General features: G+C 63.0%; 29 protein-coding genes and 1 tRNA gene. 18 read left to right on the top strand and 12 right to left on the bottom strand.

The window, feature by feature from the left end:
• Nucleotides 1–62 precede the first annotated feature (62 nt).
• The 4 genes from rimM to leuC all read left to right on the top strand — a co-directional run bounded on the left by rimM (nt 63) and on the right by leuC (nt 3,545).
• A complete protein-coding gene (gene rimM, locus MHY87_RS16935) occupies nt 63–623 on the top strand; it encodes a ribosome maturation factor RimM (protein WP_239353818.1) in 561 nt (186 codons plus the stop codon).
• Nucleotides 620–1,303, top strand: coding sequence for a tRNA (guanosine(37)-N1)-methyltransferase TrmD (gene trmD, locus MHY87_RS16940; RefSeq protein ID WP_370644976.1), 684 nt, complete (start codon nt 620–622; stop codon nt 1,301–1,303). Before rimM ends, trmD begins: the two co-directional genes overlap by 4 nt.
• A gap of 234 nt (nt 1,304–1,537) precedes the next feature.
• On the top strand, nt 1,538–1,918 hold the full coding sequence (gene rplS, locus MHY87_RS16945) for a 50S ribosomal protein L19 (RefSeq protein ID WP_239353752.1): 381 nt from the start codon (nt 1,538–1,540) through the stop codon (nt 1,916–1,918).
• Between the two features lie 220 nt (nt 1,919–2,138).
• Nucleotides 2,139–3,545 (top strand): 3-isopropylmalate dehydratase large subunit, encoded by a 1,407-nt coding sequence (gene leuC, locus MHY87_RS16950; RefSeq protein WP_239353753.1) that lies wholly within the window; start codon nt 2,139–2,141, stop codon nt 3,543–3,545.
• Between the two features lie 75 nt (nt 3,546–3,620).
• Here the strand turns inward: leuC and MHY87_RS16955 are convergent, their stop codons facing one another.
• Nucleotides 3,621–3,914, bottom strand: a complete 294-nt coding sequence (locus tag MHY87_RS16955) for a hypothetical protein (protein WP_239353754.1) — start codon at nt 3,912–3,914, stop codon at nt 3,621–3,623.
• 124 nt (nt 3,915–4,038) lie between these two features.
• Between MHY87_RS16955 and MHY87_RS16960 the strand changes: the two genes are divergently transcribed.
• The 9 genes from MHY87_RS16960 (at nt 4,039) to leuB (ending at nt 11,829) form a co-directional block, all read left to right on the top strand.
• Nucleotides 4,039–4,302, top strand: a complete 264-nt coding sequence (locus MHY87_RS16960; protein WP_239353755.1) for a hypothetical protein — start codon at nt 4,039–4,041, stop codon at nt 4,300–4,302.
• A gap of 6 nt (nt 4,303–4,308) precedes the next feature.
• Entirely contained in the window at nt 4,309–4,716 is a 408-nt protein-coding gene (locus MHY87_RS16965) for a metallopeptidase family protein (protein WP_239353756.1), read from the top strand.
• A gap of 124 nt (nt 4,717–4,840) precedes the next feature.
• Nucleotides 4,841–5,443 carry a 3-isopropylmalate dehydratase small subunit gene (gene leuD, locus MHY87_RS16970; RefSeq protein ID WP_239353757.1) on the top strand — a complete coding sequence of 201 codons (603 nt, stop codon included), beginning with the start codon at nt 4,841–4,843 and terminating at the stop codon, nt 5,441–5,443.
• 85 nt (nt 5,444–5,528) lie between these two features.
• A complete protein-coding gene (locus tag MHY87_RS16975; RefSeq protein ID WP_239353758.1) occupies nt 5,529–5,903 on the top strand; it encodes a cupin domain-containing protein in 375 nt (124 codons plus the stop codon).
• A 97-nt stretch (nt 5,904–6,000) separates the two neighbouring features.
• Nucleotides 6,001–7,191 carry a lytic murein transglycosylase gene (locus tag MHY87_RS16980; RefSeq protein WP_239353759.1) on the top strand — a complete coding sequence of 397 codons (1,191 nt, stop codon included), beginning with the start codon at nt 6,001–6,003 and terminating at the stop codon, nt 7,189–7,191.
• A gap of 19 nt (nt 7,192–7,210) precedes the next feature.
• Nucleotides 7,211–7,834 carry a LysE family translocator gene (locus MHY87_RS16985; protein WP_239353760.1) on the top strand — a complete coding sequence of 208 codons (624 nt, stop codon included), beginning with the start codon at nt 7,211–7,213 and terminating at the stop codon, nt 7,832–7,834.
• Nucleotides 7,835–7,901: 67 nt separating this feature from the next.
• Nucleotides 7,902–8,642: a metallophosphoesterase gene (locus MHY87_RS16990; RefSeq protein WP_239353761.1), complete on the top strand. Its 741-nt coding sequence runs from the start codon at nt 7,902–7,904 to the stop codon at nt 8,640–8,642.
• Nucleotides 8,643–10,052: a bifunctional serine/threonine-protein kinase/universal stress protein gene (locus tag MHY87_RS16995; protein WP_239353762.1), complete on the top strand. Its 1,410-nt coding sequence runs from the start codon at nt 8,643–8,645 to the stop codon at nt 10,050–10,052.
• Between the two features lie 670 nt (nt 10,053–10,722).
• Nucleotides 10,723–11,829: a 3-isopropylmalate dehydrogenase gene (leuB, locus tag MHY87_RS17000; protein WP_239353763.1), complete on the top strand. Its 1,107-nt coding sequence runs from the start codon at nt 10,723–10,725 to the stop codon at nt 11,827–11,829.
• A 65-nt stretch (nt 11,830–11,894) separates the two neighbouring features.
• On the opposite strand, the gene MHY87_RS17005 is transcribed toward leuB, so the two are convergent.
• Complete coding sequence (locus tag MHY87_RS17005) at nt 11,895–12,242, bottom strand: hypothetical protein (RefSeq protein ID WP_239353764.1); 348 nt, start codon at nt 12,240–12,242, stop codon at nt 11,895–11,897.
• 146 nt (nt 12,243–12,388) lie between these two features.
• Here MHY87_RS17005 and MHY87_RS17010 point away from each other — a divergent pair, with 146 nt between their 5' ends.
• Nucleotides 12,389–13,492: a sulfite oxidase gene (locus MHY87_RS17010; RefSeq protein ID WP_239353765.1), complete on the top strand. Its 1,104-nt coding sequence runs from the start codon at nt 12,389–12,391 to the stop codon at nt 13,490–13,492.
• Here the strand turns inward: MHY87_RS17010 and MHY87_RS17015 are convergent.
• Entirely contained in the window at nt 13,476–14,267 is a 792-nt protein-coding gene (locus MHY87_RS17015; protein ID WP_239353766.1) for a hypothetical protein, read from the bottom strand. The two genes, MHY87_RS17010 and MHY87_RS17015, sit on opposite strands and share 17 nt — an antisense overlap.
• Before the next feature lie 392 nt (nt 14,268–14,659).
• Between MHY87_RS17015 and MHY87_RS17020 the strand changes: the two genes are divergently transcribed.
• On the top strand, nt 14,660–15,691 hold the full coding sequence (locus tag MHY87_RS17020; protein WP_239353767.1) for an aspartate-semialdehyde dehydrogenase: 1,032 nt from the start codon (nt 14,660–14,662) through the stop codon (nt 15,689–15,691).
• An 89-nt stretch (nt 15,692–15,780) separates the two neighbouring features.
• Here MHY87_RS17020 and MHY87_RS17025 read toward each other — a convergent pair whose 3' ends face one another.
• The 5 genes from MHY87_RS17025 to MHY87_RS17045 all read right to left on the bottom strand — a co-directional run bounded on the left by MHY87_RS17025 (nt 15,781) and on the right by MHY87_RS17045 (nt 20,325).
• The gene (locus tag MHY87_RS17025; RefSeq protein WP_239353768.1) at nt 15,781–17,277 is read right to left on the bottom strand and encodes an HWE histidine kinase domain-containing protein; all 1,497 of its coding nucleotides are present in this window, start codon (nt 17,275–17,277) and stop codon (nt 15,781–15,783) included.
• A gap of 218 nt (nt 17,278–17,495) precedes the next feature.
• Nucleotides 17,496–17,945 (bottom strand): NUDIX hydrolase, encoded by a 450-nt coding sequence (locus tag MHY87_RS17030; RefSeq protein ID WP_239353769.1) that lies wholly within the window; start codon nt 17,943–17,945, stop codon nt 17,496–17,498.
• Between the two features lie 3 nt (nt 17,946–17,948).
• Complete coding sequence (locus MHY87_RS17035) at nt 17,949–18,629, bottom strand: carbonic anhydrase (RefSeq protein WP_239353770.1); 681 nt, start codon at nt 18,627–18,629, stop codon at nt 17,949–17,951.
• A gap of 17 nt (nt 18,630–18,646) precedes the next feature.
• Nucleotides 18,647–19,585: a threonine/serine dehydratase gene (locus MHY87_RS17040; RefSeq protein WP_239353771.1), complete on the bottom strand. Its 939-nt coding sequence runs from the start codon at nt 19,583–19,585 to the stop codon at nt 18,647–18,649.
• Complete coding sequence (locus MHY87_RS17045) at nt 19,582–20,325, bottom strand: DUF429 domain-containing protein (protein ID WP_239353772.1); 744 nt, start codon at nt 20,323–20,325, stop codon at nt 19,582–19,584. Before MHY87_RS17045 ends, MHY87_RS17040 begins: the two co-directional genes overlap by 4 nt.
• 67 nt (nt 20,326–20,392) lie before the next feature.
• On the opposite strand from MHY87_RS17045, the gene MHY87_RS17050 reads away from it, so the two are divergent.
• Nucleotides 20,393–21,274, top strand: a complete 882-nt coding sequence (locus tag MHY87_RS17050) for a CoA ester lyase (RefSeq protein WP_239353773.1) — start codon at nt 20,393–20,395, stop codon at nt 21,272–21,274.
• Between the two features lie 124 nt (nt 21,275–21,398).
• Here MHY87_RS17050 and MHY87_RS17055 read toward each other — a convergent pair whose 3' ends face one another.
• From MHY87_RS17055 to MHY87_RS17070, 4 genes are read right to left on the bottom strand one after another with little or no spacing between them, the layout of a single operon-like run.
• A complete protein-coding gene (locus MHY87_RS17055) occupies nt 21,399–21,629 on the bottom strand; it encodes a Trm112 family protein (RefSeq protein WP_239353774.1) in 231 nt (76 codons plus the stop codon).
• Between the two features lie 10 nt (nt 21,630–21,639).
• A complete protein-coding gene (locus MHY87_RS17060) occupies nt 21,640–22,311 on the bottom strand; it encodes an LON peptidase substrate-binding domain-containing protein (RefSeq protein ID WP_239353775.1) in 672 nt (223 codons plus the stop codon).
• A gap of 29 nt (nt 22,312–22,340) precedes the next feature.
• Complete coding sequence (gene trxA, locus MHY87_RS17065; RefSeq protein ID WP_239353776.1) at nt 22,341–23,258, bottom strand: thioredoxin; 918 nt, start codon at nt 23,256–23,258, stop codon at nt 22,341–22,343.
• Nucleotides 23,259–23,310: 52 nt separating this feature from the next.
• A complete protein-coding gene (locus MHY87_RS17070; protein ID WP_239353777.1) occupies nt 23,311–23,838 on the bottom strand; it encodes a prolyl-tRNA synthetase associated domain-containing protein in 528 nt (175 codons plus the stop codon).
• A 153-nt stretch (nt 23,839–23,991) separates the two neighbouring features.
• On the opposite strand from MHY87_RS17070, the gene MHY87_RS17075 reads away from it, so the two are divergent.
• Together MHY87_RS17075 and MHY87_RS17080 are read left to right on the top strand one after the other, a co-directional pair.
• Nucleotides 23,992–24,066: transfer RNA gene (locus tag MHY87_RS17075), tRNA-Gly, on the top strand.
• Between the two features lie 143 nt (nt 24,067–24,209).
• Nucleotides 24,210–26,606: a transketolase gene (locus MHY87_RS17080; protein ID WP_239353778.1), complete on the top strand. Its 2,397-nt coding sequence runs from the start codon at nt 24,210–24,212 to the stop codon at nt 26,604–26,606.
• Nucleotides 26,607–26,608: the final 2 nt, after the last annotated feature.

Genomic DNA, 26,608 nt, shown 5'->3' on the forward strand with positions numbered 1-26,608 from the left:
AAGAGACAGCCCCGGACCTGCGGTCCGACCCTCCCCCTCAAGGGGAGGGTGGCCGCTCCGCTCTGGAAAAAAGAACCGACCTCGTCCTCGTCGGCGAGTTCGGCCGCTCGCATGGCCTCAAAGGCGAAGTGCGGCTGAAATCCCATACGGGCGATCCGCAGGCGATTGCCGGTTACAAGCCGCTGATTGCGGCAAACAGCAAAACCTACATTCTCAAAAATGTCCGCCAGGCTCCCGGCGGCGAGGCCGATATTCTGATCGCACTCGTCGACGGCGTGACCACGCGCGAGGCTTCCGAGGCGCTCAATCGTGTGCAGCTCTATGTGGAGCGCGACAGGCTTCCGCCGCCTGACGACGAAGACGAATTCCTGCTCGCCGATCTCATCGGTCTGACCGTTCAGAACGAAGCGGGCGAGCCCATCGGCACCATCGTTAATGTCCCCAATTACGGCGGCGGCGATCTTCTCGAAATCACACCTGCGCAAAAAGGCCCAACCGCGCTTCTACCGTTCACGAAGGCTTTCGTCCCAACGGTCGACATCGCAGGAAAGCGCGTGATTGCCGCTGTGCCGGGCGACTTTTTCGATGTCGGCAAACCCGAGCCCGGCGAGGATCGCGCGTGAGCTTTTCCGCCACCATCCTCACGCTCTATCCCGAAATGTTTCCGGGCCCACTCGGCATTTCGCTCGCGGGCGATGCGCTGTCGCGTGGCGTGTGGTCATTAGAGGCGAGAAATATCCGCGATCATGGCCTTGGCCGCCATCGCACCGTGGACGATACGCCCGCAGGCGGCGGCCCCGGCATGGTGCTGCGCTGCGACGTGCTGGGCGCTGCCATCGACGCTGCCGCGCCCACCGACGATCCGCGTCCGAAACTCTTAATGAGCCCGCGCGGTAGGCCCCTCACTCAAAGCTACGCCCGCGAACTCGCGGCAGGCCCCGGCGTCATCATCGTCTGCGGCCGCTTCGAGGGCGTAGACGAGCGCGTGATCGAGGCGCGCGGCTTAACCGAGGTATCCATCGGCGATTATGTGCTCTCCGGCGGCGAGATGGCGGCGATGATCGTGCTCGACGCCTGCGTGCGCCTGCTCCCCGGCGTCATGGGCAAGGAGGCTTCCGGCACCGAGGAGAGCTTCGAGACGAGCCGCCTCGAATACCCGCACTACACGAGGCCGAGAGAGTGGGAGGGGAGAACGATCCCCGACGTGCTGCTCAACGGTAACCATGCCCATATCGAGCGTTGGCGGCGCGAGGAATCCGAGCGGATTACACGGGAGAGAAGGCCGGATTTATTGGAACGGTGACCTCAGGCGTCATCCCGGACGGTGAAGCCGATCCGGGATCGCTCTCAGGATAAGGTGCCATTCTCATCATGCGATCCCGGGTTCTACTCCGCAGCCCCGGGATGACGATTCGGCCTGGGACCGGCTCGACAACCCCCAAAATCTCCTGTATAGGCGCGGCCTTAACTTAAAACAGGACGCCGAAATCCAGCTGGCTCGGGCAACCGAGACCATGCAACGGCAGGAGTAGAACTCATGAACATCATTCAGCAGCTCGAGAAAGAGCAGATCGAGAAGCTCGGCAAGACCATTCCCGACTTCCAGCCCGGCGACACCGTCATCGTCAACGTGAAGGTCAAGGAAGGCGAGCGTAGCCGCGTGCAGGCTTATGAAGGCGTCTGCATTGCCCGTTCCGGCGGCGGCATCCAGGAGAGCTTCACGGTCCGCAAGATTTCCTACGGTGAGGGCGTGGAGCGCGTGTTCCCGGTCTACTCGCCGAACGTCGAGTCCATCAAGGTCGTGCGCCGCGGTGCCGTCCGCCGCGCCAAGCTGTACTACCTGCGCGACCGTCGCGGTAAGTCGGCCCGTATCGCTGAGCGCGCCGAGCGCCGCGACGCCCCGGCCGCTGCCGAGTAAGGCTTGCAGCCATCCCAGTTTCGAAAAGCGCGGCTTCGGCCGCGCTTTTTGTTTATGGCGATAAGCCTTGCTTGATACTCGAGGCGAAAGAATTTTATTGCGCATTTCGGGCAATCGGCTATGCGATCCTTTCAAAGCCCTGCGCGCTCGGACCACCTTTTCCTCGCGCGCAAGTGCCGTTAGAAAACGATTGAAGACCCTTTACTGTTGGAAGACACCCATGGCCAAAGCCCGTACCCTCTATGACAAGATCTGGGACGACCACGTCGTCGATCAGCAGGCTGACGGGACGTGCCTTCTCTACATCGACCGCCACCTCGTCCATGAGGTGACCTCGCCTCAGGCCTTCGAGGGCCTGCGCAATGCCGGCCGCAAGGTGCGCCAGCCGCACAAGACCCTGGCCGTGGTCGACCATAACGTGCCGACCACCGACCGCTCGCACGGCATCGAGGATCCTGAATCGGCGACCCAGGTGGCAACCCTTGCCATGAACGCCAAGGAATTCGGCGTCGAGTATTACAACGAGCTCGATACCCGCCAGGGCATCGTCCACGTGGTGGGCCCGGAGCAGGGCTTCACCCTGCCGGGCATGACCATCGTCTGCGGCGACAGCCACACCTCGACCCACGGCGCCTTCGGCTCCCTCGCCCACGGCATCGGCACCTCCGAGGTCGAGCATGTGCTCGCGACCCAGACGCTGATTCAGAAGAAGGCGAAGAACTTCCGCGTCACTGTCGACGGCAAGCTGCCCGCCGGCGTGACCGCCAAGGATATCATCCTGTCGATCATCGGCGAGACCGGTACCGCAGGCGGCACCGGCCACGTGATGGAATATGCGGGCGAGGCCATCCGCGCGCTGTCCATGGAAGGCCGCATGACGGTCTGCAACATGGCCATCGAAGGCGGCGCCCGCGCGGGCATGATCGCCCCCGACGAGAAGACCTATGCCTATCTGAAGGACCGCCCCAAATCGCCGAAGGGCGAGGCCTGGGACGCCGCCGTGCGTTACTGGGATTCGCTGCGCACGGACGAGGGCGCGTTCTTCGACACGGAAATCCGCCTCGATGCCGCCAACCTGCCTCCCATCGTCACCTGGGGCACGAGCCCTGAGGACGTGATCTCGGTGGCAGGCGCCGTTCCGAACCCGGACGATATTTCGGACGAGAACAAGCGCCTCTCCAAGTGGCGCGCACTCGAATATATGGGCCTCAAGCCCGGCCAGAAGATCACCGACATCACGCTCGATCGCGTGTTCATCGGCTCCTGCACCAACGGCCGCATCGAAGACCTGCGCGCCGTGGCGAAGGTGGTCGAGGGCCGGCAGGTGCATCAGGCGGTCAACGCCATGATCGTGCCCGGCTCCGGCATCGTGAAGATGCAGGCGGAGGCCGAAGGTCTCGACAAGATCTTCAAAGCTGCAGGCTTCGACTGGCGTGAGCCCGGCTGCTCCATGTGCTTGGCCATGAATGCGGATCGCCTCGCTCCCCAGGAGCGTTGCGCTTCCACCTCGAACCGCAACTTCGAGGGCCGTCAGGGCTTCAAGGGCCGCACGCACCTCGTCTCGCCCGCCATGGCGGCTGCGGCGGCGATTGCAGGCCGCTTCGTGGACATTCGCACATTCGGCTGATTGCCGTTTAGAACAAACGAAAAGGCGGCGGTTGATGAAAACCGCCGCCTTTTTCATGCCTGAAGACTTATATGCTTAGTCCACATAGACCCGGCGGCCGCCTGTCACCTGACGGCAGACTTCGACGGGACGGCGCACCACGACGCCGCTGGGACGCACGCGCTCGCGATATTCCGTGCGGCACACGGTGCGAGCCCGGGCGGGACGCACATAGCGGCGCTCGACAACACGCTCGCGGTAGACCGGACGGCTCTGTCCAACGCTCACGCCACCGGGGCCGATTCGAACATCGACACCTTGAGCCGAGGCTGTACCGGCGCCGAGGGCCGTCAGCCCAGCTACAGCCAGGATACCAAGAATCTTACGCATTGTTGCCTCATCAAAGGTTGGCTACTCGGGGCAGTTAACGGTTGGGCGGCGAAGGCGTTCCGTTGGCTCAAATCCAAATGGCGCTTATGGTTGAGCGAACGTTAGAACCCTTGAGGAGCCTTTCATGAACGAGCAGGAGCGTGAACGCGAGGCCCGCGAGGCCCTGGAGCGGGTCAGCCGCGACTCGGAGTCCCTCGGCTCTTCCGCGCTCGCGCGCATGAGCCGCCATGCCCAGGACCACTTTTCCGCGCGCGATGCTGTCGGGGCCGATGCGGACGGCGGCACGGATTCCATCGAGCTCTGGGGTCGGCGTATCGGGCGCGTGCTGTCGCTGATCGGCGTCCTCGTCCTCGGCCTGTGGCTTCTGGTCCAGCTTGGCATTATCTAAGAGCGCATGACCGATTGGGCTAAGTTACACGCTCCCACGCTCGCCGATTTCGAGGCTCTCGCCGAGGAGGCCTACGCGCGCCTGCCGGAGGAATTCCGTGCGCTCTGCGAGGGCGTTGTCATCCGTGTCGAGGATTTCCCGGATGACGAGACCCTGGAGGCGATGGAATGCGAGACGCCTTTCGATCTCCTGGGCCTCTTTCGCGGCATCGGCCTCGCCCAAGGCGGCGCGATGATGCAGACGGGCCAGTTCCCCAACATGGTCTGGCTCTATCGCCGCCCGATCCTGGATTACTGGGCTGAGCACGAGGAGAGCCTTGGGGCTCTCATCACCCACGTGCTGGTGCATGAGATCGGTCACCATTTCGGCCTGTCCGACGAGGACATGGAAGCTATCGAGGCGTCGTCGTCCTGATTCACATATTGCGCGAAGAGCTCAAATCTCGACAAATTCTTTGCCGGGCGCGACCATCCTGAGGCTAGTCGTTTCGCCAAGCCTTTGATATGAGCACCGTAACGACTGAAGGAAGTTTTGGACCATGGACAAGTTCACCGTGCTGGAAAGCGTCGCGGCGCCGCTGCGGATCATCAATATCGACACCGATATGATCATCCCCAAGCAGTACCTGAAGACCATCAAGCGCACCGGCTTGGGCAAGGGTCTGTTCTCCGAGATGCGCTATCGCGAGGACGGTTCGGAGAACCCGGATTTCGTGCTGAACCAGCCGGCCTACCGCAACGCCAAGATCCTGATCGCAGGCGACAATTTCGGCTGCGGCTCATCGCGTGAGCATGCGCCCTGGGCGCTGCTCGATTTCGGCATCCGCTGCGTGATCGCCACGAGCTTCGCGGACATCTTCTACAACAACTGCTTCCAGAACGGCATTCTGCCGATCAAGGTGAGCCCGGAAGACCTGGACAAGCTCTTCGACGATGCGAGCCGCGGCGCCAACGCCACGCTCACCATCGACCTGGAGAACCAGGAGATCCGCGGTCCCGACGGCGGCAAGATCACGTTCGACATCGACGCCTTCAAGAAGCACTGCATGCTCAACGGCCTCGACGGCATCGGCCTGACCATGGAAAAGGCCCCCGCCATCGACAGCTTCGAGAAGAAGCTCTCCGAGCGCGCCTGGGCTTAAAGGCATTCGGATCGACTTCGTCATGGCCGGGCTCGTCCCGGCCATTGTCGTTTCAAGGGCCGCATTGTTCCTGCTGAGGTGAATCATGACAGAGAAAAAGCCCCGCGTTCTCAACCGCGCCGATTGGTCGACAAATCCCGATCTCTTTTGGAAAGGCCATGTGGAAGGCCACACGCTGGGCACCGGCGCAACTGTTCTTTTCTATTCAACCGAACAAGTCGGCGGCGGGCCGAAATGGCATGTGCATCCCTATGACGAGATATTCATCGTCCGTCAGGGCAGGGCGCTTTTCACCGTTGGCGACGAGACATTCGAATGCGAGGCGGGCCAGGTCGTCTTCGGGCCGGCCAATGTGCCGCACAAATTCAAGAATCTCGGCCCGGGCATTCTTGAGACCACCGATATTCACGTCAGCGACCGCTGGATTCAAACGGATTTGCCCGACCCAGAACTCGGCTGAGGCGAAAGAGGTAGCCACAGGGCTTTAAACCTAACGAATCCGTGAGCACCGGCTCCGTTTCCATAAGATTAACCAAATTGCCTGCAAGGTCGCGGGCATGAAACGCATCCTTGTTCCCGCGCTCCTCAGCCTCTTTGCCCTTGCGGCGGCCCATCCTGCCTCCGCTCAGGGAGATTTCCGCTCCTGCCTGACGAGCCTTCGCTCCCAGGCGGCCGCCAAGGGCATTTCCGGCCAGGCTTTCGATGCTGCCACGCGCGGTATCGAGCCGGATCTGACGATCCTCGACCTCATGAGCAACCAGCCGGAGTTCAAGACGCCGATCTGGGACTACCTCGCGGCTCTGGTGGACGATGAGCGCGTGCAGGACGGCAAGACAGCCATGCGCCAATGGGGCCAGGCGCTGGCGGCGGCGGAAGCACGCTTCGGCGTCGACCGTCACGCGATTGCGGGCGTGTGGGGCGTGGAATCGAATTTCGGCAAGGATATCGGCGGACGGCCCCTGGTGCAGTCGCTCACGACCCTCGTCTGCTACGCGCCGCGCCGCAACGACTACTTCAAGGGCGAGCTGATGGCGACGCTCAAGATCGTGCAGGACGGGGACATCAATCCCGCGAACCTGCGCGGCTCCTGGGCCGGTGCCTTCGGCCACACGCAGTTCATGCCCTCCACCTTCCAGCGCCTCGCCGTTGATGGCGACGGCGATGGTCGCCGCGACATCATGAATTCCGTGCCCGACGCAGTTCACTCGACGGCGAACTTTTTGAAGAAAGCAGGCTGGGTGAACGGCCTGCCCTGGGGCTACGAGGTGCGCCTGCCCGCAGGCTTCAACGCGAACCTCGCGGGCCGCAAGAACAAGAAGCCATTGTCTACCTGGGCCGCCATGGGAGTGACGCGTCTCGACGGGCGGCCGTTGCAGGGCAATTACCCCGCCGGAATTCTCATCCCAGCCGGCCTCAACGGCCCGGCCTTCGTGGTGACCAAGAATTTCGATGCGGTCTATTCGTACAATGCCGCGGAATCCTACGGCCTCGCGATCGCGCTGCTCGGCGACCGTCTGAAGGGCCTGCCCGGCATCCGCACCGCATGGCCGACGGACGATCCGCCGCTGTCGCGCGCCCAGCGCCGCGAGCTGCAGCAGCTCCTCACGGCTCGCGGCTACGACGTGGGCGAGCCGGATGGCAAGGTCGGCGCGAAAACGCGCGAAGCGATCAAGGACGTGGAGCGCCGTATCGGCCTTGAGCCGCGCGGACGCCCCGGCGGCAAGGTGCTGGAAGCCTTACGCGGATAACTTGCGCGGATAATTCGTCATGACCTTGAGTGCGTTCCTGCTGTTCATCCCGGCGTGCTTTGCGCTCAACATGGCGTTCGGGCCCAACAACCTGCTCTCCCTGACTTACGGATTGCAGGAGGGAATCCGCACAGCCGTCATGGCCTCATCCGGCCGTCTCTTGGCCTTTGCCATCATGATCACGCTCACCGCGCTCGGCGTCGGCGCGGTGCTGGCGGCCTCTGAGATGGCCTTCACCATCCTCAAATGGCTGGGCGCGGCCTACTTGATCTGGCTCGGCATCAAGATCCTGCGCGGAGCCGCCGCCATCGACGCGCCTCAAGCTGCCAGCACGCATCGTCCCCTGAAGGCTCTCGCCCTGCAAGAATTCTGGACCGCCATCGGCAACCCGAAGGCGATCCTCATCTTCACAGCCTTCCTTCCGCAATTCGTCGAGCCGAACGCCTATTGGCTGAGTTTCGCCATCGTCGGCACGGCCTTCATCGCGCTCGAAGTCGTTGCGGTGTTTCTCTATGCGCTGCTCGGACAGCGCCTCAATCGCCTGAGCCGCAACAGAAATACGTTCGGGTGGCTGAACAAGCTATCCGGCATGACGATGATCGGTTTCGGCATCGCGCTGCTGTTGGCGCGGCGACCGACTTGAACAATAATCGCCGGCATCTGCGCATTCGCCAGTTGCGAGAGAGCCTCGTTAGGCGTTTATTGCGCGCATGCTCATCGCGCTCATGACCGACATTCACGGCAACCGCGAGGCCTTCTCGGCCTGTCTTGCGCATGCACGCTCGCTCAATGTCGAACGGCTTATCCTTCTGGGGGATTACGTTGGCTACGGAGCTGATCCGGCCTGGGTCGTCGATACGGTGAGAACCCTCGTGAGCGAAGGCGCCGTTGCCCTTCTCGGCAATCACGATGCAGCCATCGACGGTTCCGACGAGGACATGAACCCCATTGCGCAGGAGGCGATCCGCTGGACGCGCGGTCAGCTCGGCATGGAGCAGCGCGCCTTTCTGGCAGACCTTCCTCTCGTCCATGAGGAGGGGAACGTTCTCTATGTCCACGCCAACGGCTTCGCACCGAGAAGCTGGCACTACATCACCGATACGCTGGAAGCCGCGCGGCATTTCAGCCGGGTCGAAGCGCACATCACCTTCTGCGGGCACGTGCATGTGCCGATGCTCTATCACATGAGCAACACCGCGAAGGTGGGCTCCTTCTCGCCTGTGTCGGACAATGAGATTCCGTTGCTTCCCACGCGCTCCTGGCTTGCGGTGATCGGCGCGGTGGGGCAGCCCCGCGACGGCGTTGCCGCCGCGAATTACGCGATTTTCGACACCGCACGCCAGAGCCTGCGCTATTTCCGCGTGCCTTACGACATCGTCACGGCGGCGCGGAAGGTGCGCGAGGCGGGCTTGCCGGAGCGGCTCGCCCAGCGTCTCGAGGAGGGACGCTGAATGCGGCTTCGCCTTCAGCCCGGCATGGTGATCGACGGGTTCACGCTTCGGGAGCATTTGGGCACCGGCGGCATGGCGCAGATCTGGTCCGTGGAGCGGGAGGATGATCCCACACCTCTGGTGATGAAATTCCCCATGCTCATCGACAGCGACGATCCGCTTCCCATCGTCTGCTTCGAGACGGAGCAGATGATCATGCCGCGCCTGTCAGGTCCGCATGTTCCGCGCTTCGTGGCGACAGGTCCACTCGATCCGCAGCCCTATATCGCGATGGAACGCATTCAGGGCGAGTCGCTCAAAGCCCGCCTGTCCGATGTGCCGTTGCCTTGGACTGAAGTGGTGGAGATCGGCGCGAAGGTGGCCCGTGCATTGCACGATCTCCATCTGCAGAAGGTCATCCATCTCGACGTGAAGCCGAGCAATGTCATGTTCCGCGAGACGGGCGAGGCGGTGCTCGTCGATTATGGCTTCGCGCGCCACGAGCAATTGCCCGATCTCCTGGCGGAGGAATTCCGCGAGCCCTTCGGCACCACGCCCTATATCGCGCCCGAACAGGTGCTGGAGGACCGCGCCGATCCCCGCAGCGATCTCTTTGCGCTTGGCGTGATGCTGTATTTCTTCGTCACCGGCGAGCGCCCCTTCGGCACGCCGAAAGGCGGGCAGATCCGCCGACGCCTGTGGCGCGATCCGGTGCCGCCGCGCGCGAAAAATCCCGATTGCCCGCTCTGGCTGCAGGAGATCATCCTGCGTTGCCTGGAGGTGGACCCGAACGACCGTTATGCGACGGCGGCACAGCTCGCCCTCGATCTCGAAAATCCGACCCAAGTGAAGCTCACCGAGCGCGCCGAGCGGATCGAGCGCGACAGCGGCATGAAGACGTTTCGCCGTTGGCTGAAAGCCCGCAAGAAGCAGCCGCTGGAGGCGCCCAACATCGTGGGCCAGCTCGCACGCGCCCCGATCATCCTCGCGGCCATCGATCTGACGCCGGGAACCGAGGATCTCGCCGAGGCGCAGCGCGCGCTCATCGCGCGCATTCTCTCCATGGAAGGAGAGGCACGCGTGGCCTGCGTGAACGTTCTCAAGCTCTCGCGCATCGCCGTGGACGTCCTGGAGGACGAGGAGGGGCGCAGCCTCCACGTGCAGCGCCTCATCCAGCTCAAGCACTGGGGCGCTTCCCTCGACATCCCGAAGGAGCGGATCACCTACAGCGTGCTGGAAGCGACCGATCCGGCGAACGCCCTCATCGATTACGCGCGCCACAACAACGTGGACCACATCGTCATCGGCGCTCGGGCTTCCTCGGCATTTCGGCGCTATCTCGGCAGCGTCTCGTCGCAGGTTGTGGCGGAGGCGCCCTGCTCGGTGACGGTGGTGCGCACGCCGAAAGACCGCCGGCAAGGGGAGGGGTAATCGAAAACGGAGAGGAACAGGATAATATTGCTGCCTCTGTCGGCTTCTGGGAGAATACCCTCAGCCCTTTTCTTAGATCAGCGAGTAGGAATGCCGTGAAGTCCTTGTTCTTTACCGTTCTAACTTTGACGTCCTTGCTGAGCCAAGCTCACGCTGCGGAATCCAGGTATCAATGGTCAACCCATGAGAATGCCGAGCAAACCTGGGGGCTGAGTTATGCCCATCGTGACAGTGATGTCGGTCTTCTCTGGATCTGGTGTAAGGCAACAACCGGCGAGATTACGGTTGCTCCAGGACTTGCAACTTCCGGGATAAAGGATGGAGAGCGGGGCGTAATCGTCCTAACAGCATCAGCCAAGGAAATCAGGATTGAGGGTGAGGCCAGCTTCAGTGAAGCGAGCGAAGAGATAGAAATCAGCGCATCCCTTCCGCATCCTCAGAGACTTACGGCCGCTTTTGAGAGGCGCGGCCCTCTCAGGATTAAGGTTCCAGGCAATCAAACGACGATCCCGCTTGATAGTAAGGCTCAAAGCGCCTTTAGGGCTTTTGCTAGGCGCTGCCCGTCCTTGAAGCCCTCCACCTAACGGCGAACGCATCACACCCTTGCCAAGCGGCCCGTTCGGCTTTTTAAGAGCCGGACAACATTTCCGCACAACAAGGGACCGCTCCCATGGCAACGCACAAGCTTCTCCTTCTCCCCGGCGACGGTATCGGCCCGGAGGTCATGCGCGAGGTCGAGAAGATCGTGGGCTGGTTCCGCAAGCACGGAATCGGCTTCGAGACCGAGACGGACCTCGTCGGCGGCTCGGCCTATGACGCCCACGGCAAGGCCATCTCGGAAGAGGCCATGGGCCGGGCCCAGGAAGCCGACGCGGTGCTGTTCGGCGCGGTCGGCGGCCCGAAATGGGACGGCGTTCCTTACGACGTGCGCCCCGAGGCCGGCCTCTTGCGCCTGCGCAAGGATCTCGGCCTCTTCGCCAATCTTCGCCCCGCCATTTGCTATCCGGCGCTCGCCGATGCCTCGTCGCTCAAGCGTGAGATCGTGGAAGGCCTCGACATCGTGATCGTGCGCGAGCTCACCGGCGGCGTCTATTTCGGTGAGCCGAAGGAACTGGTGACGCTGGAGAACGGCCAGCAGCGCGCCGTCGACACGCAGGTCTACACGACGGGTGAGATCGAGCGCATCGCCCGCGTCGCCTTCGATCTGGCCAAGAAGCGCCGCAACAAGGTGTCCTCGTCCGAGAAGATGAACGTGATGAAGACCGGCGTGTTGTGGCGCCAGGTAGTCTCACGCATCGGCAAGTCGGAATTCGCGGATGTGGAGCTGGAGCATGTGCTCGCCGACAACTGCGCCATGCAGCTCGTGAAGAACCCGAAGCAGTTCGACGTGATCGTCACCGACAACCTCTTCGGCGACATCCTCTCCGACATCGCCGCCATGCTCACCGGCTCGCTTGGCATGCTGCCGTCCGCATCGCTTGGCGCGGAAGATGCCAAGACCGGCAAGCGTAAGGCACTCTACGAGCCCGTGCATGGCTCGGCACCCGACATCGCGGGCAAGGGGCTCGCGAACCCCATCGCCATGATCGGCTCCTTCGGCATGGCGCTTCGCTATTCCTTCGGCCTGATCGAGGAAGCGGATCGTCTGGAGAAGGCGATTGCCAATGTGCTCGCCTCCGGCACACGCACCAAGGACATCGCGGCTCCGGGAGCGAATGCGGTCGGCACGCAGGATGTGGGCGATGCCATCGTGAAGGAGCTGGAGGCTCTGGCTTAACGCCTAGGCACACCGCCAAACATGCAAAAGCCCCGGGCCAGTCCGGGGCTTTTGTCTACGCGGGACTATCGAATCAAGCCGGTTGCCTCGACATCCGGAACGCCGAAGGTCGGGAAGGGGTTGCGCGCACCAACGAAGGGTCCGTTGGTGATCGGATCGGGCAGGTTGCCGCCGCCGTTGAAGCGCTCATTGTTCTGCATGTAGGGCGGGCTGCTCAGATAAGATTGCGCCTGCCCATAACCCGTATAGCCGGGATTGATCGATCCTGGCTCCACGACGTTGCCGGGGTCGAGAAAGCTTCGGGGTTGCACACGGAAGGTAAGAGGGCGATCCTGAGCCTGCGCTTCGGCTGCCACGGAGAAAGCGCCGAGAGCTGCAAGCACACCCAGACCGATCATGGTGAAGCGGCGCATTGTGCAAATCTCCAGAATGGGCGCTAGCGGGCTTGCTGCGCCGTCATGAAAAAATTCAACACTGTCAGAACAAGCCGGGCTGACTAAAATTGGTTCCTTCACATTGAAGGCTTCGCCTTAAGAGTAAGCAGGGCATGCAGGATCGAATGAACGAGCTTGGACTGTTCGGAAAAGACCGTCTCACAATGCTGGGCGAAACGCCCCTCGTGGCCGAGACGCCGGAAGCCATGCTCGACGATGAGACGACGCCGATCGCGCGCTTCTTCATTCGCAACAACGGCCTTCTTCCCGAGCGGATCGACGATCCGGAAGCATGGCGCTTCATCATCGACGGAGAGGTGGACCGCCCGCTCGATCTGTCGCTGGCCGATCTGAAGAGCCGCTTTTCCGCAAAGACTTACCGCATGGTGCTCGAGTGCGGCGGCAACGGGCGCGCGTTCTTCGAGCCGAAGGCCGAGGGCAATCCCTGGACGCATGGCGGCGCGGGCTGCGCGGAATGGACAGGCGTGTCGTTGGGCGACGTCCTGCGCGAGGCAGGCCTGAAACCGACCGCACGTTTTACCGGCCATTTCGGAGCCGATCCCGACAAGACAGGCAGCTTCGAGAAACAGGCCATGTCGCGTGGAGTACCCATCGCGAAAGCGTTGGAAGAGCATACGCTGCTCGTCTGGGCCATGAACGGAGAACCCCTGCCGTTCATCCATGGCGGCCCCTTGCGCCTGATCGTGCCGGGCTGGCCGGGATCGCTCAGTCAGAAATGGCTGAAACGGATCTGGATCCGCGACCGGGAACATGACGGCCCCGGCATGACCGACCTGTCCTACCGCGTGCCAATTTATCCGATCAGGCCCGGCTCCGATGGACGGAACGTGGAAACGCGCATTCTGGAATCGATGCCGGTGCGCAGCATCGTCACGGCACCGGCCGATGGTTCACGTTGCCCGGCCGGCACGCGAACTATCACGGTGCGCGGCGCGGCCTGGGCGGGGGACGACGTGATCACGAAGGTCGATTGCTCCATCGACGGCGGCTCGACCTGGGTCTCGGCGCAGATGACGCCACCGCGCAACCGCTACGATTGGGTGCGCTGGAGCGCGACCCTCACGCTGCCGGGAGACGGCTATTACGAGATCATTTCCCGCGCGACCGACTCGCAGGGGCGCGCGCAGCCGTTCCATGCGGCGAACTGGAATCCGAACGGCTACGGGTGCAACGTCATGCACCGGGTCGCGGTTACGGTCGGTGATTAGCCTTACCGCCAATCGACGCCGTACGAGCGCTCGGTCCGCAGGCTTCCGTACGGCTTCTCTCGGCCCGCGCGAACAGGGCTTTCAGGGATGGGCTGCCCACATGACTAAGCGCGATGCCGTCGATGAAGCAGGCCAGCTGCGCATCGTCCATCGCGGCGTCCGTGCCGCACAACCAGCCCTGGAAGCCGAAGCCGGAATCCCGGTCCGCGAAGCGGAAGGTCTGGCAATCCTGCTCAGCCTTGCCGACGAGGGTCATGGCGGCGGCCTCGATGGGGCCGAACTTGGTGACGATCATCCGGCTCTGCGCATTGCGCGAGACCGCAAGTCCCGCTTCGGCAGCACGGCGCACGATGTCGACGAAGAAGCTGCGGGGGGGCTCGGTAGAGCCCTGAATCAGGGTCAGCCGCGCATGGCGCACCTCTCCGAATTGGCCGAGGGTGAGAGTGTCCTCCCGTGCGCCGCTGGTATGCTGTCGCGCTTCGACGTTCGGGGTGCCGGCGGCCTTCTCGATGGCATAGACGGCAGGCGTCGCGGCAACCGGGCGCCAGATGGGAGCCGGTGCGATCAGGACGGAGGAGGGGACGCTCATGGAGGCGGAAATCACCTGCGCCTCGTCCTGCTTGTGCCGGGCGAAATAGACCAATCCTCCGATGAACAGGGAGGACATGAGGATCATGCGGAACCAGCGCACGGGCTTCTTGCGCGCGCGACGGGCCGGGCGCTCGTCGAAGAACGCCTCGTCCTCATCCCATGCAGGATAGCCAGCCCGTGCCATGTCGCTTCACCACATCCTTCGGTCAGGTTGTCATGGGCATGTTCTAGCGTAGCAGCGGCGGAGCCTCGAAAGGTTTTGCTAAGCGCGGTAAACGAAAGGTTATTGCTCAGCTTCTCCGTTAATCGTCGCATTCTTGCAGAGAGTGCTTGACGAGGACGTGGCTTTGGTGTGTTGCTCAAACCATCGAAGCCCGATCCGGGCTTGCGAATGGACGAAGGCAAATGGCGCTGCTCCCTTACACGACGAGCAAAACGAAAACCGCCACGACGGCCGTGAAAACGACGGCCGAATAAGCCTCGTCGTCCCCGGTTCTCTCTCCCCACGGGGCGAGAGGCGACACCCGAACAGGGTCTTTTTTATCTCCCGGGGAGAACGACAACAGGAGAAGTCCAATGGGTTACAAGATCGCCGTCGTGGGTGCGACCGGCAATGTGGGCCGCGAGATGCTGAGCATCCTGGCCGAGCGCGCTTTCCCGGCCGATGAGGTGGTGGCGCTGGCCTCCCGCCGCAGCCAGGGCACGGAAGTCTCCTACGGCGACAAGACCCTGAAGACGAAGACTCTCGATACGTATGATTTCTCCGATGTCGATCTCTGCCTCATGTCGGCGGGCGGCGAGGTGTCGAAGGAATGGTCGCCCAAGATCGCGGCGCAAGGCGCGGTGGTGATCGATAATTCCTCCGCCTGGCGCTATGATCCGGAGGTGCCGCTGGTGGTGCCGGAGGTGAATGCCGAGGCCCTGCGCGACATCAAGAAGGGCATCATCGCGAACCCTAACTGCTCCACGGCGCAGCTCGTGGTGGCTTTGAAGCCGCTCCATGACGCCGCCACCATCAAGCGCGTGGTCGTCGCCACCTACCAGTCGGTGTCCGGCGCGGGCAAGGACGGCATGGACGAGCTCGACCGCCAGACCAAGGCGCTCTACTCGCTGCAGGACGTGCAGGAGAAGAAGTTCCCCAAGCGCATCGCCTTCAACCTGATCCCGCACATCGATGTGTTCATGGAGGACGGGTACACGAAGGAAGAGTGGAAGATGATGGCCGAGACGAAGAAGATTCTCGACCCGAAGATCAAGCTCACCGCAACTTGCGTGCGCGTGCCAGTCTTCATCAGCCATTCGGAAGCGGTGAACGTGGAATTCGAGAAGCCGATCACGGCGGACGAAGCCCGCGACATCCTGCGCTCGTCGCCCGGCATCATGGTGATCGATAAGCGCGAGCCCGGCGGCTACATCACACCTCACGAGGCAGCCGGCGAGGACGCCACCTACATCTCCCGCATCCGCGAGGACATCACGGTCGAGAACGGCCTGTCCTTCTGGTGCGTCTCCGACAACCTGCGCAAGGGCGCTGCGCTGAACGCGATCCAGATCGCGGAAGCCATGGCCAATCGCGGCCTGCTGAAGGCGAAGAAGCAGGCGGCTTAAACGCCATTGCTTTCGAGAACGGAAAAGGCCGCCTTCGGGCGGCCTTTTTGTTTCGCGAACCTCTGTGAGCCAGATTTTGAAAGGTGGAGCTAAGCCTGCTCCTCAGGGATGGCGAGCGGCGCGTCGATGGTGCACACGACGCCGTTTGTCGCGAACTCGATCCTTGCCTCTCCGGCAAGCTGGCCTTGCGCGAGGCTGCGCTCGACGAGCCTCGTGCCGAAACCGCGACGGGAGGGCGGCACAACGGACGGCCCGTCCTTCTCCTCCCATTTCAGCAGAAGATGCGGCACCTCCCGCGTGTGGTCCACATGCCAGGTGATCTGGACGGTGCCCGATTCGTTCGACAGGGAGCCGTACTTGACCGCGTTGGTGGCGAGTTCCTGAAGTGCCATGGCGAGGGCAAGCGTGATGTTGGGCGGCAGCCTGACTTCGTCGCCATGACAATGGATGCGGTTATGGGCGATGTTCTGGAAAGGCTGCATCGCTTGGCCGACAACCTCCCTGATCCACGCTCCGTCCCAGTTCTCACGGGTAAGCACGTCATGGGCGCGCGAGAGCGCAAACAGGCGCGACTCGATGGCCTCCTGAGCGGCCTGCATGGAGCCTGCCGTGCGCAGGGTCTGGGACGTAATGGATTGCACCGTCGCGAGGGTGTTCTTGACGCGATGATTGAGTTCGTTGAGCAGAAGCAGCTGATGCTCCTCCGAACGGACGCGCTCGGTGACGTCGCTGCCCTCCGCGAAGATGCCCGTGACCCGCCCTTCGCCATCGCGGATCGGTTGAAAGACGAAATCGAGGAAGCGCTGCTCCGGCTCCTGAGAGGAGTTTCGGTTCAGATAGACCGAGATGGCGCGGCCGACATAGGTTTCCTGCGTCTCGTAGACATGAGTCAGCAGCTTGTCGAAGCCCTGGGAGCCAATCTCGGGCAAAGCCTCCAGGAGCGGCTTGCCGATGATGTCGCGCCGGCCGACCAGCTGGTAATAGGCTTCGTTGACAAGCTCGAACACGTGGTCGGGCCCATTCCAGATCACCATGAACCCCGGCGCTTGATGGAAGAGTTCGCGCAGGCGATCCTTCTCGGCCTTGATACGCCGCTCGGCCTGCACCCGCTCCGTCGTTTCCACGACGATGGCGAGAACGCCGCCGGGCTTGCCGGTCTCGTCGATGACAGGGCTGTAATCCAGGTTCATCCAGACCTGTTCGGGAACGTTGTTGCGGTGAAGCGTGAGTTCCTGGTCCTGGTAGGAGAGCGTGCCGCCCGCCATGCCGACGCGCATCACATGGGCGTTGAAATCGGCCACTTCCGCCCAGCCTTCCAGAACCTTGGAGCCGAGCAGGCGCGGATGCCGCCCGCCGGCGAAAACCGTATAGGCGTCGTTGTAGATCATAATGCCGTCCGGCCCCCAGAGGAGGACCATGGGGATCGGCGAGCGCAGCATGATGCTGATGGTGGTTCTCAGGCTCTGGGGCCACATCTCCATGGATCCGATGGAGGTCGCCGCCCAATCGAACTTTTCCATGAGGGCCGACATCTCCCCGCCGCCTGCGAGGAAATCGGCGGGTGCCGTTCTCAGGTTACCGTGCACGGGTGCCGTTCCGGATGAAGATGAGGCGCCCTTGGCAATGGAGGCCGGGACGTCCCAGCTTGGTATCCGGAATGATCATGAATGTCGTTTCATCGTGCGCGGTGGTGGCAGCGGCTCGAGGGGCATCCTGAAGTCGGCAGCCTTGCTGAACATAAATAGACAACGCGCAGAACGCGACAATTGCCCCCGAGGCTTTACGACAGGCGGCCGCAAGGGTCTCAGGGTTGGGGAATTCCTTCGAGAATGCGCGCGAGGTCTTCCGGGTAGACGATGTCCGAAGTCGTCTTCAAATCCTCCAGGGACCACCATGCGTGTTCGGCCATAACCTCGATTTCGTCTTCGGTCCGGCCGGCGCTGGAAATCAAGGCATCGCTTACGCGGACCACAAAGAACTGCTCCTGCGCCTCCACATGCTCGCCATCGGGCAATTGAAGGGTGAAGCTCTTCTCAGCAATCTGCGGTCCCACCGCATCGACAACGATGCCAGTTTCTTCAAGAAGCTCCCGGCGCGCGGCATCGCGAAAAGTCTCGCCGTCCTCCACGCCGCCTCCGGGCGTCGCCCAATAGGCACGGCCCGCCAGGGCGCCTTTCGTGTGCCGGAAGCGGAACAGTAAAATCCGTTTCTGCCGGTCAAGAACGATGAGGCGGGCCGAAGGACGCTTGCGCATCGCTCAGAGCGGTCCGGCATCCCGCGCGGAAAACATCGAGACCCGCTCCGGCACGTTCTCCACCGCCGGCTTGAACTCTCCGGTTTCCGGATCGCGCACCAGCAGCACGCCGGTCGCGACGCCGAAATAGGCGCCGTGGAGCTGCAGCTTGCCGCGCTCCACGAGAATACGCACGCATGGGAAGGTCATCAGGTTCTTGAGGCTGTTCTCGATGGCGGCGAGTTCGAGACGGGGCAGGTACTCTTCGAGATTGCCGTTATGCGGGCCGAGGCGCTCGCCCGCGGGCTTGATCAGGTTCATCCAGCGGCCGATGAAATCGCCCGGCGAGAGCGGCGCGGTGTCGTCGGCAAAGGCACGCACGCCGCCGCAGCGGGCATGGCCCAGCACCACGATATGTTTCACGCGCAGCGCCTGCACGGCGAATTCGAGCGCCGCCGACGTGCCGTGATAATCGCCGCCGGTCTCGAAGGGCGGCACGAGATTTGCCACGTTGCGCACCACGAACAACTCGCCCGGGCTCGCATCGAAGATCACCTCCGGCGACACGCGGCTGTCGCAGCATCCGATCACCATCGTCTCCGGCGATTGGCCTTTCGCGGCCAAGGCCTCGAAGCGGTCCTTCTCGCGCGGAAGGCGCTCGTCGAGGAAGGCGCGATAACCATCGGTCAGGCGCTGGGGAAACATGGGCGGCTCCTTCGCTGTCAGTGCGTCAGTTCGGCAAGTTTGGCGAGTTCGACATTGGCTCCGCACAGGAGCACGCCGACCCGCTCGGTTGCTTGAGGCTTATAGGCCCCTGAGATCAAAGCCGCCAGAGCCGCCGCACCGCCGGGCTCGGAGGCAATGCGGTAGTCGCGCCAAAGGATCCTTTGCGCCTCGCGGATGGCTTCGTCCTTCACGAGGGCGACATGATCGACGGTTCTGGAGCAGATGGCGTGGACGAGATCGCCCGTGTTGCGGGCGCCGAGCGAATCGGCCGCCACCGAATCCACTTCCACATCGACCGGCTTTCCGACCTGGAGCGCGGCATGAAGGGCGCGGGAGCCTTCCGGCTCCACGCCTACCACCTTCACGCGGCCAGCCCACCAGCTTGAAATCCCGCTGATCAGGCCGCCGCCGCCGACAGCGACGAGAACCGTATCGAGGGAGGGCGCGTCATGCTCCCATTCCAGCCCCACCGTACTCTGGCCTGTGATGGTGCTTTCAGCTGCGAAGGGATGGATGCGAAGCGCGCCGCTTTCGGCTATGTGCCGATCGCAAGCCTCCTGCGCATCCGCATAGCGCGCACCGCCGATCACCACCTCCGCCCCGTGGGAGCGGATGACGGCCACCTTCGCGGGGCTCGAGATCTCCGGCACGAAGATGCGGGCCTTCACGCCGAGCTTGCTTGCCGCATAGGCCACCGCCGCGCCGTGATTGCCGCCGGAGGCCGCAGCCACGCCTGCTTCCGGAACCGGCTTCGACAGGAGCGTGTTGAAGGCGCCGCGCGTCTTGAAGGAGCCCGCATGCTGCAGGAATTCGAGCTTGAGGCTTAAAAAGCCCGGATGGCCGAAGGCGCCGTTCAGGTTCATCACCGGCGTGCGGCGGATATGCGGGGCGATGCGGGCGTGGGCTGCTTCGATATCGGCACGGGTGACGGTCATGATGGCTTTCGGAGCGTCCAGATGGCGACCGGTAGGCCGTGGGCGTCGCGGCCGGGCGGGTCGGGAAAGGATTGGCCTCCACCTGTCGCGAGATCGAGCGCCACGGTCAACCCCGCGAGCGCATCGAGCAGATCGTCGGCCGCCGCACCCTTCGGGGGAGAGGAGGCGATGATGGTCTCGGGTAAAAGCCCCGATGCGCTGAGAAGCGCGCGGCGCAGGCGCATGCCGGGCTCGTATGGCGCGCCCTTCACCTTCTTCGGCTGGTCGAGGGCCTGCCCTCCATTGAGCGCCCAGAAGGCGAGTTCGGGATGGACCTCGAATACCCTATCGATCAACGCAGGCCGTGACCGCAGCAGCGCGTCGATCTCGCGGATTTTCGGGAAGATGTTGAAGCCCTGTCGCGAAACCTTGCGCGGCGGATCGGAGGTTGCGAGCGCGATCCAACAGGCCTCGCCATACTCAGCCGCATAAACCGCCTGACGCGAGGGAATCGCGAAGACGGAGGATTGCCGCTGTCCGAGAAGCGGGCGGATGAGCTGTTCGGGAATGCGTCCGGAGCCGTTCGTCCGCTCGGGCAGGCCGATGGGCATATCGATCGCGATCACGGCGGGCTGTTCCGGCGCATCGGCAATTGCTGCCAAGGTCGGCGCGACAACGATTCGTGCAGAGGCAGGATTGCCGACCTCCATCAATGCCGCGATCCACCCGGCCCGGCAGCCATCGACGCCAGCAACCCACATCGTTCGCTTCTCCTTTGCGTGATCCCTTGAGCCCCATTAAAACCGAATGCGTATTCGAGGAACCATCATGATTGCGATCTGCCCCCGCCGCAGCGCCCTCTACATGCCGGGCTCCAACGCCCGCGCCATTGAGAAGGCCAAGGCGCTTCCCGTGGACACGGTGATCTTCGATCTTGAGGACGCGGTTGCTCCCGAGATGAAAGCGGAAGCACGCGATGCCGTCTGCGCGGCGGTAAAGGCGGGCGGTTACGGTACGCGGGAACTCGTGATCCGCATCAACAGCCTCAACACGCCTTGGAGCGAGGCGGATCTGGTATCCGCAGCGAAGGCCTCGCCCGATGCAATCCTCATTCCGAAGGTTTCGTCGCCGGACGATCTGCTGGAGGCGGGCCGGCGCCTGCGCACTCTTGGAGCGCCGGAAACAACGCGTGTCTGGGCAATGATCGAGACGCCGCTCGCGATTTTGCAGGCGAAGGAGATCGCTGCCGTGGCGCAGGATGAAGCCTCGCGCCTTTCCTGCTTCGTCATGGGCACGAACGATCTCGCGAAAGACACGCGCGCACGTCTCACTGCAGGACGCGCGACGATGATGCCCTGGCTCATGACGGCGCTCGCGGCGGCACGTGCCTACGGGATCGATATTCTCGATGGCGTCTATAACGACCTGTCGGATGAAGATGGATTTCGGAACGAGTGCGCCGAGGGCCGCGATTGCGGCTTCGACGGCAAAACGCTGATTCATCCGAATCAAATCGCGGTCGCGAATGAGGTCTTCGCGCCCTCGCCGCATGAGGTGGAGAGCGCCCGCGCCATCGCGTCTCTCTTCGACCAGCCGGAGAATGCGGGCAAAGGCGCGATCAGCCACAACGGCCGCATGGTCGAGCGGCTTCACGCAGAGATGGCGAAGCGCACATTGGCGCTGGCGGAGGCGATTGAAAAGCGCGCCTAATTCCAGTCGTCATCCCGGACGAAGCGCAGCGAAGATCCGGGATCGTTTTCAGGAAAAGGCGCCATTCTCGTCATAAGATCCCGGGTTCTGCTGCGCAGCCCCGGGATGACGAAATCCTTTGCGCTCAATCCGTCAGTTGGCGCGCCTCTTCCGGCAGCATGATCGGGATACCGTCGCGGATGGGATAGGCGAGCTTTGCGCGGCGGCTGACAAGTTCCTGGCGCGCGGAATCGTATTCCAGCGTTTCCTTGGTGAGAGGGCAGACGAGAAGCTCCAGAAGCTTCGGGTCGATGCGCGTGGCTTCCACGGGCTGCGGCGCGTCGGGTTGGGCTGGAATGTTCGACTCTACAGACATGGTGTTCATCCTATTGCAGCGTCGAATCGGAGCTGATGCCGCCGCGGGCGAGTTCGATCTCGGTGAGCGCGATGAGAACTTCCGCGCGGGTTTTCAGGTTGGGCGCTTCGAGGAGCGCCTGCTTCTCGCGCACGCCGAAAGGGCTCATCATGCACAGCGCGTTCACCAGTGCCTCGTTGGGTGCTTCCTCGATGCCTCGCCAATCCACCTTCACATGCGCCGCATCGACGAAATCGCGCAGTGCTTTCAGCACGCCGTTGCGGTCCACTTCGGTCTCGCCCGCGCGGGCGGTGAAGTCGCTCGCGAAGGGCTCGAAATTCACGCGGCCCCGGCGGAAAAGGTCGATGGGCGGCAGCTCCTCCTCCACGCGGAAACGCGAGATGCCGATGAGCGTGACGAGATAGCGCCCGTCGCCGGTCTCCGCGAACTGCGTGATACGGCCCGCGCAGCCGACGGAATAGAGCTTGGGAACGGTGGAGTTGGCGTCGCTGTCCGCATCCGGCTGGATCATGCCGATCACGCGGTCGGTTTTCAGCGCATGGTCCACCATGGCGAGGTAGCGCGGCTCGAAGATGTTGAGCGGCATCTGTCCGCGCGGCAAAAGCAGCGCGCCGGGCAGGGGAAAAACGGGAATGACCGACGGGCAATCCTCGGGCCCCCGGTATACCGCGTTCATTCCCATTCCGATCTCCCCGTTGGTCTTGAAAAGCATCAGGCGAACAGAAGCGAGGAAAGTCTCCGCCGCCCTGCAATCGTCATCTCGTCCATCGGGCCCCAGGCCTCAAAGAACTGCACGAGCTGCTTGCGCGCGCCATCGTCGTTCCAATTGCGGTCGCGCCGAACGATTTCAAGGAGGGAATTGACCGCTTCCTCGCGCTTTCCGAGTGCATTGAGCGCAATCGCGAGGTCAAATCGGGCTTGATGATCGAGCGGATCGGTTTCGATCTTGCGGTGAAGCTCGGCCGTGTCGCCGAGCGAACCTGCCTGTTCCGCGAGTTCCACAGCTGCGCGTGCGCCGGCAATCGCCGGGTCGTTGGCTTTATTGGCAGGCGCCATGTCGAGGAAGCGCTTCGCGCCCTCGATGTCGCCTACCTCCACATGAAGCTTCACGAGGGCGCCGAGCGCCACACTGTTCTCCGGCTCCTGCGCGAGGACGGCGGCGTAGAGCTCGGCCGCGCCCGCCATGTCGCCGGCGGTTACGAGCTGGTCCGCCTCGGCCAGAATTTCCTCCGTCGCGCCAGGGCCCAGGGGGCCGACGAGCCGCTCGATGAAGGCCTTCAGCTGGCTTTCCGGCAGGGCTCCCATGAAGCCGTCCACCGGCTGGCCGCGCTGGAAGGCGAAAACGGCGGGAATCGACTGCACCCCGAGCTGACCCGCGATCTGCGGATGCTCGTCGATGTTCATCTTCACGAGCTTCACCTTGCCGCCGGCGGCCTTCACCACCTTTTCGAGAACGGGGGTAAGCTGCTTGCAGGGACCGCACCAGGGGGCCCAGAAATCGACCAGCACCGGCTGGTTCATCGATTCAGCCATCACGTCCTGGCGGAAATCGGCGGTGGTGGTGTCCTTCACGAGGTCGTTAGCAGGGTTCTTGGACGGCATTCCGGGGGAGGGGGTATCGGTCAACATGCGATCCTCGAAGGGGTGATCGTGAAAAGAGGCTTTTCGCCTAGATGGGGGCTTAGCCGTTGTCCGGCAATTCCGCGGGCGGTTCCGGCAGGCGAAGAATCAACGGGTCGTGGCCGGTGGCGCGCAGGAACTTCACCAGATCCTCCCGCGACACGCCGGTAGTCATGGAATTGACGAGCGGATGAAAGTTCACCCGCTCGTGCTCCATGAGGTTGGCGTCGAGCACCATGGTCACCTTGCCCTCCGTGTCGTTCACCACCGCGAAGGCCGTGACGGAGCCGGGCTCGACGCCGAGCATCGCTTTCAGCTGTTCGGCGGAGCCGAAGGAAAGGCGGCCCGACGCGCCGAGGGCCTCATGCGTGCGCTTGAGGTCGATGGCCGTGTCGTGCTTGGCGGAAATCAGGAAGTAGCGGCCCTTCTTGTCCTTCACGAAGAGGTTCTTGGAATGGGCGCCAGGAACGCTTTCCTTCACGGACTTCGATTCGGCCACCGTGAAAACGGGTTCGTGCTCGACCGTCTCGGAGGGAATGCCGAGCGCGTCCAGGCGGTCCAGCAGTTCTTTGGGGGAAAGATGAGCCAAGTTTTGGGACTCCCGCGTATTCTTCGGCTTCTACCGGCCCGGTGGAGCAGGCTCAAGCCCGCGTCAAAAAGATTGGCGAAACCCCTTGCCAAAGGAATCGTTTTGGGGCAAATCAGCGGCCTCGAAACGATGCCTAGCGCATCGCGGAGCGGTGCGGGTGTAGCTCAGGGGTAGAGCACAACCTTGCCAAGGTTGGGGTCGAGGGTTCGAATCCCTTCGCCCGCTCCAATTTCCAAAAAGGCCGCCTTCGGGCGGCTTTTTTGCTTTCAGCTCCAGCTCGTCTCCTCATTCCAAAAGCCTAGGTCTTCCCAAAGCTTTGACCTCGCTTCGTGGGCGCTTCGAGCTACAATCCGCCCAAACTGGAGGACCCTATGGCTGATGCACGGCACCTGAGCATTTTGCAGGAACTCGAGCGCAAGGTGCTCTGGCTTGCGACCTGGACGATCCACAATGCCAATCACCTGCGTCCCAACGAGGACGGGTTGAAGATCGGCGGCCATCAGGCGTCCTCGGCCTCGCTCTCCACGATTCTCACGGCGCTCTACTTCTCGGCCTTGCGGCCTGAGGATCGCGTTGCGGTGAAACCCCATGCGAGCCCGATCTTCCATGCGATTCAGTATCTGTTCGGCAACCAGACCCGCGAGAAGCTCGAAAACTTCCGCGGCTACAAGGGTGCGCAATCCTATCCCTCCCGCACCAAGGACGTGGACGACGTGGATTTCTCCACGGGCTCGGTGGGCCTCGGCGTCGCGCAGACGCTGTTTTCAAGCCTCGTGCAGGATTACGTGAAGGCCCATGGCTGGGCGAAGGATCTGCCGGAAGGCCGCATGATCTCGCTCGTGGGCGATGCGGAGATGGACGAGGGCAACATCTTCGAGGCACTGCTCGAGGGCTGGAAGCACGGCGTGCGCAATACGTGGTGGATCGTCGATTACAACCGCCAGAGCCTCGACGCCGTCATTCGCGAAGGCTTGTGGGAGCGCTTCGAAGCTCTGTTCCGCAATTTCGGCTGGGAGGTGGTGATCCTGAAATACGGATCGCTCATGCAGGAGGCCTTCGCCGAGCCCGGCGGCGAGAAGCTGCGCGCTTGGATCGATACCTGCCCGAACCAGCTCTATTCCGTGTTGACCTTCCAGGGCGGTGCGGCGTGGCGCAAGCGCCTGCTCGACGATCTCGGCGATCAGGGCCCCGTCACGCGCCTCATCGAGAAGCGCACCGATGAAGAGCTGGCGCGGCTCATGTCGAATCTCGGCGGGCATGACATGCCCAGCCTGCTCGACGCCTTCGAGAAGGCGCGCCAGCACGACAGGTCAGTCTGCTTCATCGCCTATACCATCAAGGGCTTCGGTCTGCCGTTGGCTGGACACAAGGACAACCATTCAGGCCTTCTGACGCCGACGCAGATGGAGGCGTGGCGCGCCACTCAAGGCGTGCGCACGGGTCATGAATGGGACAAGTTCGAGGGCGTGAAAATTGCGCAGAACGAACTTGAGACTTTCCTGAAGAAGGTGCCCTTCGTGCAGAAGGGCCGTCGTCGCTACTCGGCACCAACCGTGCCGGTTCCGGAGAAGCTGTCGTTCCCGGCCAATCCGGCGATGTCCACGCAGCAGGGCTTCGGCTTCATCCTCAATGAACTCGCGCGTTCCGATCAACAGCTCGCGGATCGAATCGTGACGACCGCGCCGGACGTGACGGTCTCGACCAATCTCGGTGCCTGGGTGAACCGGCGCGGATTGTTCGCGCGCAACAGCATGGTCGATACCTTCAAAAAGGAGCGGATTCCTTCGACCTTCAATTGGGAATTCTCACCGACGGGCCAGCATCTCGAACTCGGCATCGCGGAGATGAACCTCTTCATCGTGCTCTCTGCTTTAGGCCTTTCACATTCGATCTTCGGCGAGCGGTTGCTGCCTATCGGCACGCTCTACGATCCTTTCATCTATCGCGGCGCGGATGCGCTCAATTACGCCTGCTATCAGGACGCGCGCTTCATGATCGTCGCAACGCCGTCTGGCGTGACGCTGGCGCCGGAAGGCGGTGCGCATCAATCCATCGGCACGCCGCTTGTCGGCCTAGCGCAGGATGGATTAGCGTCGTTCGAGCCTGCCTTCGTCGATGAGCTTGCCGTCATCATGCGCTGGGCTTTCGACTACATGCAGCGCAACGGCGAGGGCGAGCCGAACGAGAAAACATGGCTGCGCGACGAGACCGGCGGCTCGGTTTACCTGCGTCTTTCAACCCGCAGCCTGGAACAGCCGCAACGCGAGATGGGTTCGGAGCTGGCCGACGAGATCATGGCGGGTGCCTATTGGCTGCGAAAGCCTGGGCCCAATGCTCAGGTGGTCGTTGCCTATACGGGCGCGGTCGCACCGGAAGCCATCGAGGCCGTGGGTCTCATGGCTGAGGATCGCCGTGATATCGGCCTTCTCGCCATCACCTCGGCGGATCGCCTCAATGCCGGCTGGACGGCGGCGCAGCGCGCCCGCGAGCGTGGGCTCGTTCACGCGAGAAGCCATGTGGAACGCCTGCTCGGCGAGGTGCCGCCCCATTGCGGGCTGGTGACGGTGATCGACGGCCATCCGGCGACCCTTGCCTGGATGGGCTCCGTCATGGGCCACCGCACCCGTTCGCTGGGTGTGGAGCATTTCGGCCAGACCGGCACGATCAAGGACCTCTACCGCCATTTCGGCATCGACGCGCAAGGCATCATCGCCGCTGCCGAGATGATCGCTCCCGGCAAACCCATGCGGTATCTGAAGGCGGTGTGAGG

This window comes from Microvirga sp. ACRRW, from assembly GCF_022346925.1.
In the GTDB taxonomy this organism is placed as follows: domain Bacteria; phylum Pseudomonadota; class Alphaproteobacteria; order Rhizobiales; family Beijerinckiaceae; genus Microvirga.

Coding starts and splice junctions, on each gene's coding strand:
- rplS (WP_239353752.1), top strand. CDS start 1,538: ATGAACATCATTCAGCAGCTCGAGAAAGAGCAGATCGAGAAGCTCGGC.
- leuC (WP_239353753.1), top strand. CDS start 2,139: ATGGCCAAAGCCCGTACCCTCTATGACAAGATCTGGGACGACCACGTC.
- MHY87_RS16955 (WP_239353754.1), bottom strand. CDS start 3,914: ATGCGTAAGATTCTTGGTATCCTGGCTGTAGCTGGGCTGACGGCCCTC.
- MHY87_RS16960 (WP_239353755.1), top strand. CDS start 4,039: ATGAACGAGCAGGAGCGTGAACGCGAGGCCCGCGAGGCCCTGGAGCGG.
- MHY87_RS16965 (WP_239353756.1), top strand. CDS start 4,309: ATGACCGATTGGGCTAAGTTACACGCTCCCACGCTCGCCGATTTCGAG.
- leuD (WP_239353757.1), top strand. CDS start 4,841: ATGGACAAGTTCACCGTGCTGGAAAGCGTCGCGGCGCCGCTGCGGATC.
- MHY87_RS16975 (WP_239353758.1), top strand. CDS start 5,529: ATGACAGAGAAAAAGCCCCGCGTTCTCAACCGCGCCGATTGGTCGACA.
- MHY87_RS16980 (WP_239353759.1), top strand. CDS start 6,001: ATGAAACGCATCCTTGTTCCCGCGCTCCTCAGCCTCTTTGCCCTTGCG.
- MHY87_RS16985 (WP_239353760.1), top strand. CDS start 7,211: ATGACCTTGAGTGCGTTCCTGCTGTTCATCCCGGCGTGCTTTGCGCTC.
- MHY87_RS16990 (WP_239353761.1), top strand. CDS start 7,902: ATGCTCATCGCGCTCATGACCGACATTCACGGCAACCGCGAGGCCTTC.
- MHY87_RS16995 (WP_239353762.1), top strand. CDS start 8,643: ATGCGGCTTCGCCTTCAGCCCGGCATGGTGATCGACGGGTTCACGCTT.
- leuB (WP_239353763.1), top strand. CDS start 10,723: ATGGCAACGCACAAGCTTCTCCTTCTCCCCGGCGACGGTATCGGCCCG.
- MHY87_RS17005 (WP_239353764.1), bottom strand. CDS start 12,242: ATGCGCCGCTTCACCATGATCGGTCTGGGTGTGCTTGCAGCTCTCGGC.
- MHY87_RS17010 (WP_239353765.1), top strand. CDS start 12,389: ATGAACGAGCTTGGACTGTTCGGAAAAGACCGTCTCACAATGCTGGGC.
- MHY87_RS17015 (WP_239353766.1), bottom strand. CDS start 14,267: ATGGCACGGGCTGGCTATCCTGCATGGGATGAGGACGAGGCGTTCTTC.
- MHY87_RS17020 (WP_239353767.1), top strand. CDS start 14,660: ATGGGTTACAAGATCGCCGTCGTGGGTGCGACCGGCAATGTGGGCCGC.
- MHY87_RS17030 (WP_239353769.1), bottom strand. CDS start 17,945: ATGCGCAAGCGTCCTTCGGCCCGCCTCATCGTTCTTGACCGGCAGAAA.
- MHY87_RS17035 (WP_239353770.1), bottom strand. CDS start 18,629: ATGTTTCCCCAGCGCCTGACCGATGGTTATCGCGCCTTCCTCGACGAG.
- MHY87_RS17040 (WP_239353771.1), bottom strand. CDS start 19,585: ATGACCGTCACCCGTGCCGATATCGAAGCAGCCCACGCCCGCATCGCC.
- MHY87_RS17045 (WP_239353772.1), bottom strand. CDS start 20,325: ATGTGGGTTGCTGGCGTCGATGGCTGCCGGGCCGGGTGGATCGCGGCA.
- MHY87_RS17050 (WP_239353773.1), top strand. CDS start 20,393: ATGATTGCGATCTGCCCCCGCCGCAGCGCCCTCTACATGCCGGGCTCC.
- MHY87_RS17055 (WP_239353774.1), bottom strand. CDS start 21,629: ATGTCTGTAGAGTCGAACATTCCAGCCCAACCCGACGCGCCGCAGCCC.
- MHY87_RS17060 (WP_239353775.1), bottom strand. CDS start 22,311: ATGGGAATGAACGCGGTATACCGGGGGCCCGAGGATTGCCCGTCGGTC.
- trxA (WP_239353776.1), bottom strand. CDS start 23,258: ATGTTGACCGATACCCCCTCCCCCGGAATGCCGTCCAAGAACCCTGCT.
- MHY87_RS17080 (WP_239353778.1), top strand. CDS start 24,210: ATGGCTGATGCACGGCACCTGAGCATTTTGCAGGAACTCGAGCGCAAG.